Raw genomic sequence first — 8,264 nt, 5'->3', positions numbered from 1 at the left:
TCATCCCCCTAATAACCCTACAAACATTGTATAAATCCTTTATAGATACTTGAACATCTCGTAGAACGGCTTTAGATATCTTTAACTCATCCACATTTAATTGAGGATAAACCCAGTTACCCATCTTAATCAACCCTTCATGGCTAGGAATAAGCTTGATCTTGTAGCCTTTAAACCTGGTTCGCCATGCTCAACCTTCTTCGTAGTTATCGAATATTCACCTAGGTAATGTCCTATCATCTCTGGAGTTACAGTAAACTCTACAAACTCCTTGCCATTATATACAGCTAACTTAAGTCCTATAAACTCCTGTAATATCACTAAATCTCTCACATGAGTCTTTATAGTCTTGTTAACCTTTCCTTCCCTCCTATGTCTTCTTATTTTTTCTAATAAACGCCTCTGAGCGTCAGTAAAACCTCTCTTCAAAGACCTTCTCTGCCTAGCTGGTAATAACTTTATAAACTCATCCATTGGCATAGTAACTAGCTCGTTTATACTTTTTCCCCTATATCTATAGTTTTTCCATTCAGGTGGTAATTCTACTGACATCTTTTATCACCTATTCATAACTAACTTATAAAAACTCACTTTCCTTCCTTCCTCCCTGTTCTCCTTGCAGCTATATGTCCGACTTTTCTTCCAGGTGGCGCATTTCTTGATACAGTAGATGACCTACTCACACTCTGATGCAAACCACCACCATGAGGGTGATCTACAGCATTCATAGCTACTCCTCTAACAATCGGCCACTTTTTAGCTTTAACCTTGTATTTATGGTAATTAGCCCCAGCCTTAAGTAATGGTTTTTCTGTAATTCCTCCACCAGCAATTACTCCAACCATAGCCCTTGCCTTATTAGAGACCGCTTTTATTTTTCCAGACGGTAATCTTACCAGAACCTTATCTCCACTTTTTCCAATCACAACTCCATAAGATCCAGCACTTCTAGCATATTTTCCACCATCACCAAAGTTCTCTTCTATGTTACATACAATTGTACCTTCATTAGCATCCCCTATCTCAATAATATTTCCAGTAACTACTTGAGAACCTTTACCGAACTCTATTTTTTGCCCAATTACATAGCCTTGAACAGCTGGAGCATAGAATTTTATTCCATTTTCCAATTTTATTAAGGCTATTGGCTCATTCATACCTGGGTTATGAAGAATATCGATTATCTTTCCAACAAAGTGCCCCGTTATATTCGGATACCTGACCTTACCTAATCTTAACCAACTAGGGCTCCTAAAGTTTGGTGAATTTTTACCTGCTCTTTGTTGTAATAGTCTTTTACCCATTCATACCACCTCACAATATCCCTAACCTATGTGCTATATCACTCGCCTTATACTCAGAAGATAACCTTACGTATGCCTTTTTCTCACCTTGAGGTGTTGTTACTACATTCACCTTTACCACCTTGACACTAAACATCTTCTCCACATATTTCTTCACATCTCTTTTAGTATCATTTCTATCTACAATAAATACTAGCGTATTATATGACTCTATTAATTTTAATGCCTTCTCAGTTGAAAGAGCCATCTTAATCATTTAAATCACCAATCTTCCACCTAATCTATTCTGGAGAATCTGTAAACTAGACTCAGTATAAATTGTAAGCCTACCTGGATGAGCACCCGGAGCTAAGTGGATAACGCTTAAATTTTTAGCATTTGCAACATCAACCCCAGCTAAATTTCTAGCGGCCTTAATGATAGGAGCCTTATAAGCATGAATCACAATTAATGGACCAATTGGTTTCTTGTATTTTCTGCCTCTCATTTTTCCTTTCCCTGATCTTATTTTTATTCTCTCCTTCACTCTCTGTATATCTCCTAAAATTCCTATCTTATTAAATAGCTCTTCAACTTCGCTTGTAGATTTCATATTAACTATATCATCAACTACTATTATAGGCAGCATTAATGATTCATTAAATATGTGACCTCTTTTCCTCACAAATAAAGGTTCTGATGTGGCACTTATTGCACTCACTATGGCTAGTTTCATTTCCTTTTTATTAATCTCCTCAGTAATCTTCTCAAACGGAGAAGGTGGGAAGGTTAATCTACCACCAACCGTATTTGGTGCCAACGCGGCTTCTCCAGAGTTTTTAACTCTAGGAACTCTAGCTAATCCTAAATTTATACCAAAACTTTCAGCAGTAGTCCTCTTTCCAGCCATTGGATCTCTTCCCTTTGGTTGCAAAGATTTCGTAAATGAGGATAAGTATGCGCGTCTTATCAAGTCGCTTCTGACGGGATATGAAAAAATCAATGGTAATTCTATATCTTTTACTTTTTTTCCTTCTAGATCTAAAACAGCTGAATTCTTTTGAACTAGTTCCACGTACATCTACATCACCCTTGTTGACTGTTTAAATTCACGTAAGTTATCTTAGGCACCCCTTCAAAAACATACGAAGGCCTAACTGGGTACCTTAAGAATATTGGCCTCTTCTTACTTCCCAATACTGAACCTTGTATTACTAAAAACGTATTTCTTACTATCCCATATCTAACAAATCCTCCCAACGGGTTTATCTCTTTTGGATCATCAGAAATCTTCAAAATTCTCTTATTGTATTCAGTTCTCCTATGGAATCCTAATTGACCAGGTTGCGGGGTATAACTAGGTGTGCCCAATGAAGGTCCTCTGGTACCAATTTTTCTACTTCCCTTTCTATGCTTATGCCACCTTGGCAATTCTATAACATTATATCTCTTTATGACACCGGCAAACCCTTTACCCTTAGTAACTCCAATTATATCAACTAATTGACCCTCCTTAAATACATCTTTTACATTTATTTCCTTACCTAATATACTTAAAGAATACTCCAGTTGTTTAGCCTTATCCCCTCCTCCAATCTGTATTTCTACTAGATCCGGAGCTTTCTTTCCTAACGACGGAATTTTTCTAGGCTGTGTTGCTACCAAAACTCTAAAGTATAAAATCCTTTCAAGATTGGATTTTATTAACTCAAATCTTTTATTCATATTCTCTTGGAATTTTTTCTTACTCTCCTCATCTTTTTGTAAAATAGAGAAAGATTTAATTCTCCTAAATACCTCTGGTTGAGAGGGAATAGAAGCCCAATACTCAGTTAGTACACTAGGCTCTCCTTTAGGATCCATGACATAAGCTCTAATGGATAAGGGAATAATTGGTGGTGTCTCCACAACGGTAACTGGCATATAAATTTCTTTTCCGTTTGTAGGAGAGTTAGGCCAATCATCAATAAAGTAAATATGAGTCATTCCAACTTTATATCCTATAAAGCCTAATAGTTTAGGTTCATTAAAGTTAACTTGAGGCCAATTCCTAGGTGTAGGAAGCAACTCAGATGCTCTCTTCCTAGGTCTGAGACCAGCCGAACCTCTTCTTGGTGACGATAACTTACGATGACCCATTAATCTTCCCCGCTAATGCTATTTCTCCTATTATTTAAGAATTATAAAGCTAACTTAACATCAGATTTAGTATAGATAAGGAGTACGCTAATGCTTCTTCCGTCCTTATGTCCATAACGCCTTGATTAATTGCAAAATTGTACGAACTATTTATATATTTCTCACCTAGCTTATTAAGAACTCTTCCATGAGGAGGGCCTATTAATAGAGTCAAACCTCTATTATTATAAAGCTCTTTAATTTCATGCATACTTTCTAAGGGATTTTTCCCACTTCTACTGGCTACTATTATATTATCAAATTTAAATATGTCATCGAATTCAATAAATTTCATCCTTATACCATCATAGTATATATTAATATATGGAATAAAATTAAATTTTATTGAATCTAAGACAAGAATTACCTTGGATTTAGTTTTTATCTTTCTATTAAATCCAAAATCACCTTTTCTTCCTAACCTTAATTCTCCTTCGACTAACGTTTTCTTAACATTATGTGAGGGAACGTTCAAAGGGCTTAGAAGACCAACTTTCCTTAGAGTAGATTTGAATGGGATGTATTTTTTAAGATAAGGCGGAGCCAATAAATATTTGGAGACATCGTCTACTATCTCCATCATTTTCTCATTATGTCTAGAATCCTTTACCCAGAATATTTCATTAACTCTAAACGTGCATGTTACTCTGAGAATAAAGGATAGTTTTGATGTGATTTCTAACATTGAATTTTCTATATCAAATAATGACAAAAATAGGATTACATTTAATGGTTTAGCTCTCGGAAAAAGATACATACCATTATTAGATGCTAAGGAGAAAAATGAAAACTTTACTTCTTTTCATCATTATTTACCTTGCTTATACCGATAGTATATGTTTCTCCTTCAATGTCCCAATCAAGCAGTAAATCACCCTTCGCTTCATTGGTTGAAATAGACAGAGCCCTAGTCTCACTCTTAATAAAATCTGACCATCGCTCAATAATATCTCCTCTTTCCTCCGGAACCTTAATTGAGACTAGTATGTAATCCACTACATTTAATCCTAACTTCTTTCTCATGAACTGTATTCTTCTGATAATATCCCTTACTATACCCTCCTCTTCTTCCCTTTGAGAAATTTGTTTACTTATAACTATAACGCCCTTATCAAATTTAGCTGAAACGTAACCTTCTATCGTCTCCTCAGATATAATTAAATGCGAAGAGTTTAATACTATCTCTCTTCCTTCTATCATAGTCTTATGTGAATTATTATCAAGTATGTCTCTCGCGATAACATTACCATTTTCTTCAATATACTTTATAATCTTAGGTGCCAAACTCTTATACTCTTTACCTATGATAGATTTATTCGGTTCAACTTTATATTTACTGAAATTCTTGAATCCTTTAATGTCTCCTATCTCAATATCCTTAGCATTTAGTAGATTTAACAACACTTCTTTGGTTTTTCCTAAATAACTTATATCCTTAGGCTCATTCAGAAATACGTAAACCTTAGATAGAGGCCACCTTAACTTAATTCCAGCCTTTGCTCTAGCATTTAAAGAAGCTTCGCTAATCTCTCTTAATAATTTAAACGCTTGTTCTAGTTCTAAATTAACTAATGACTCGTCATACTTCCCTATGGTTTCCATGGAAACGGATTCTTTCTTATCATCAACGCAAAAAGATTGATATATTTTCTCAGCTGTAAATGGAATTACTGTAGAGGCTAATATGAGCCAATTCTTAAGAACATAGTATAAAACGTAGTATAGAGACACTTTATCTTCAGTGTTGCCCTCTACCCAAGCTCTTTTTCTGATTAGCCTTATATAAAACCTACTAACGTCCTCTATTAGGAAGTTAACTAATGTATTTGCTAATTCATGAACTTTATAATCTTTCATTGCCTCTATAACAATTTTTAACATGGAGTTGAATCGTGATAGTAACCATAGGTCCTCAATCTTAGCATATTTTATGATATAAGACAAATTATATTTAGATGGATCAAAATTATCTAGATTCATATATGTCGAAGCGAAAACAAAAGTATTCCAAATCACTTGCAGATCACGTTTGACTAAATCCAATGACCTCCAAGAGAATTTAGCATCCTCCCATGTCGTATTCCTTAATAACCATAATCTCAAAATATCTCTGCCATATCTTTCTATAACAACAGAGGGCTCAACATAGTTACCTAAGCTTTTATGCATCTCTCTGCCTTGCTCATCTAACATGAATCCATGAACTAATACTGACAAATACGGAGCTTTATCAAGTAATATCATTCCAGTCCTTAGCAGACTGAAGAACCATCCCCTTAATTGATCATGTCCTTCTAGCACTAGATCAACTGGACCTATTTGCTTCCATTTTTTATCCCAGTCTTTCCCTAAACTAGCGAAGAATGCAACGCCACTATCAAACCACACATCTGCAACGTCTGGAACTCTCCTAGCCATACTGCCACATTTGTTACATTTCACCCTAATATTATCTATATAGGGCTTGTGTAAATCATTAGGAACTGGATCAACACTAATCTTTTCTAGCTCCTCTTTACTACCGACTACTATAACATTACTACAATTTTCACAAACCCATATAGGTAAAGGAGTCCCCCAAAATCTTTGCCTGCTTATTACCCAGTCTCTTAATTCTCTTATCATATTACCTATTCTAATCTTTCCCCACTCTGGTATCCAATTGACCTTATCAATCTCTTCCAACATCTTATTTTTAATTTTCGATACTCTGATGAACCATTGATCAACTGCACGAAGAATTAATGGAGTTTTACATCTCCAACAGACTGGGTATCTGTGAACTATTTTACCTGCATATAATAACGCTTTATGCTCTCTTAGATCTTTTATTATTACTTCAGCTGCTTCTCTGACGTTTAGACCTTTATATTTCCCTCCTTCTTCCTTAAATTCGCCTTTATCATTTACAAACATAACGACAGGGAATCCGTTCCTTGTTCCTATTTCGAAGTCCTCCTCACCATGACCAGGAGCACCATGAACTAAACCTGTACCTTCACTTAAAGTCACTACACTACCAGCATCAACTACATAATGTTCAAGATTACTTTGAGCAGGAATCAAGTCCTTAAGTGGATGCTCGTACCTAACGCCTAATAAGTCGTCTCCCTTATAAACTCTCAAAATCTTATAATTAGTTATCCCGGCTTCTTTCATCACTGACTCTACCCTATCTTTAGCAATAACTAGGATCTCTCCATTTACCTCCACGTCTACATAATAATAGTCCTTATTGACCATGACGAATACGTTAGCTGGAATAGTCCAAGGTGTGGTAGTCCAGATTAACAAGTATTTATTGTTTTCGCCTTTAATTTTAAACTTAACATATATTGAGGGATCCTCTATATCTTTATATTCTGAAACTTCATAATCTGATAATGTAGTCTCACACCTAGGGCACCAATGCAATACAGCGGTTCCTTTACCCAATAACCCTTTTTCATAAGCTTTCTTAACTACACTCCAGGAAGAACTAATATATTCGGGGTCTAAAGTATAGTAAGGATTATCCCAATCCATGAAAACGCCAATATCCTTAAAATTCTTGGTCATCATATTAGCATTGTTTAATGCAAAGTCTTTACACTTTTTAATGAAATTCTCTACTCCTATTTTATCTATAATCTCTTGTTTATTCTTGATACCTAATTGTCTTTCAATCGCCACCTCAATTGGTAAACCGTGAGTATCATATCCAGGTTGATCATGAACCTTCTTGTTCATTAATCTCTCGTACCTCAGTATGCAATCCTTAATTACCTTATTCCAAATAGTGCCTATGTGTGGAACTGGACTAGACGGATAAGGAGGACCATCAATAAATAAGAATTTTTCTGTTCTCTTATTGACCTCGGACTTAAGCTTCTGATATATCTTATTATCCTCCCAGAATTTTATTACCTCACTTTCGAGTCTCTTAGGGTCATAGTTGCCAATCAGAGCCTCAACCACACGAGATAATTCGACTCACCTAACCATTATTAGATTTGTAGAGGACTATAAAAGTTTACGTTGAATAGAAAACATCTAAAATATCATTCTCTAGATCACAATTAAGCTAAAGCCTCCCTTTGTCTTTAGATTACTTAATTATATAATAATGATTTTAAAACGTGTTCTTCAAACTTACGAAGATCATCAGTTCTCTCAATACATATCAAACCCGATTATTTAAATTACCATAAATATATTTTCCTAATAAAGAATAGCTTAACTTTAAGATGGCATAAAAACTTCTTTTAGAAAATATAAAATTTCGTTATGATAATTTTTATCTACTATAAACTAGAGATTTTTGATACTAAAAAGAGAAGCCACTATTGTATGTATTTGTATATTTCGTCTATGAACTCACTACTCTTAGCGTTACCACCTACGTCTTGAGTTAACTTAATTCCTCTTTTATAAACTTCAGATATGGCATTCTCTAATGACTTATGAGCAGACATATACGCAACGTTTTTAGATTTCTCATAAAGTTGATAGAGCATCATTGAAATTGAAAGCAAGAAGGCAGTAGGATTAACTATCCCCCTTCCAGCTATATCAAAAGCCGCACCATGTACTGGTTCAAACATAGACTTTTCATCGCCTATGTTTGCAGAGGGTGCCAAACCTAAGCTTCCGGCTATTTGGCTCGCCTCATCACTTAGAATATCACCATAAACATTAGTAGTGACTATGACATCAAATCTAGTTGGATCTCTCACTAAATTAGCTGCTGCCGCATCAACATACATTTCCTCAAATTCGACTTTTCCTTTAAGTATCTCTCTGCAAACTCTAGCAAAAAGACCA

General features: G+C 35.1%; 8 protein-coding genes. All 8 read right to left on the bottom strand.

The genetic code is table 11. The annotated features are described in order from the left end of the window. Positions 1 to 129 precede the first annotated feature (129 nt). Positions 130 to 552 (bottom strand): 30S ribosomal protein S19, encoded by a 423-nt coding sequence (locus tag DMP16_RS06270; RefSeq protein ID WP_143576986.1) that lies wholly within the window; start codon positions 550 to 552, stop codon positions 130 to 132. A 35-nt stretch (positions 553 to 587) separates the two neighbouring features. After that, positions 588 to 1,304: a 50S ribosomal protein L2 gene (locus tag DMP16_RS06265; protein WP_069282001.1), complete on the bottom strand. Its 717-nt coding sequence runs from the start codon at positions 1,302 to 1,304 to the stop codon at positions 588 to 590. Between the two features lie 10 nt (positions 1,305 to 1,314). After that, positions 1,315 to 1,560, bottom strand: a complete 246-nt coding sequence (locus tag DMP16_RS06260; RefSeq protein ID WP_069281999.1) for a 50S ribosomal protein L23 — start codon at positions 1,558 to 1,560, stop codon at positions 1,315 to 1,317. Next, on the bottom strand, positions 1,561 to 2,364 hold the full coding sequence (gene rpl4p, locus DMP16_RS06255) for a 50S ribosomal protein L4 (protein ID WP_069281997.1): 804 nt from the start codon (positions 2,362 to 2,364) through the stop codon (positions 1,561 to 1,563). A gap of 5 nt (positions 2,365 to 2,369) precedes the next feature. After that, a complete protein-coding gene (locus tag DMP16_RS06250; protein ID WP_069281994.1) occupies positions 2,370 to 3,422 on the bottom strand; it encodes a 50S ribosomal protein L3 in 1,053 nt (350 codons plus the stop codon). Between the two features lie 49 nt (positions 3,423 to 3,471). After that, positions 3,472 to 4,218: a putative RNA uridine N3 methyltransferase gene (locus DMP16_RS06245; protein WP_069281992.1), complete on the bottom strand. Its 747-nt coding sequence runs from the start codon at positions 4,216 to 4,218 to the stop codon at positions 3,472 to 3,474. Positions 4,219 to 4,253: 35 nt separating this feature from the next. Further along, positions 4,254 to 7,406: an isoleucine--tRNA ligase gene (gene ileS / locus DMP16_RS06240; protein WP_143576987.1), complete on the bottom strand. Its 3,153-nt coding sequence runs from the start codon at positions 7,404 to 7,406 to the stop codon at positions 4,254 to 4,256. A 377-nt stretch (positions 7,407 to 7,783) separates the two neighbouring features. After that, positions 7,784 to 8,264, bottom strand: a 481-nt coding sequence (locus DMP16_RS06235) for an isocitrate/isopropylmalate family dehydrogenase (RefSeq protein ID WP_255446818.1), incomplete at its 5' end; no start/stop codon positions are given.

This window comes from Sulfolobus sp. B1 (genome assembly GCF_007050195.1).
Classification (GTDB): Archaea; Thermoproteota; Thermoprotei_A; order Sulfolobales; family Sulfolobaceae; genus Saccharolobus.
The sequence above is the reverse complement of the archived record's forward strand: the minus strand, read 5'-3'. Positions and strand labels throughout refer to the sequence as shown.

What these genes read in the sequence shown, in the direction of transcription:
- DMP16_RS06270 (WP_143576986.1), bottom strand. Translation starts at nt 552, where the DNA reads ATGTCAGTAGAATTACCACCTGAATGGAAAAACTATAGATATAGGGGA.
- DMP16_RS06265 (WP_069282001.1), bottom strand. Translation starts at nt 1,304, where the DNA reads ATGGGTAAAAGACTATTACAACAAAGAGCAGGTAAAAATTCACCAAAC.
- DMP16_RS06260 (WP_069281999.1), bottom strand. Translation starts at nt 1,560, where the DNA reads ATGATTAAGATGGCTCTTTCAACTGAGAAGGCATTAAAATTAATAGAG.
- rpl4p (WP_069281997.1), bottom strand. Translation starts at nt 2,364, where the DNA reads ATGTACGTGGAACTAGTTCAAAAGAATTCAGCTGTTTTAGATCTAGAA.
- DMP16_RS06250 (WP_069281994.1), bottom strand. Translation starts at nt 3,422, where the DNA reads ATGGGTCATCGTAAGTTATCGTCACCAAGAAGAGGTTCGGCTGGTCTC.
- DMP16_RS06245 (WP_069281992.1), bottom strand. Translation starts at nt 4,218, where the DNA reads ATGTATCTTTTTCCGAGAGCTAAACCATTAAATGTAATCCTATTTTTG.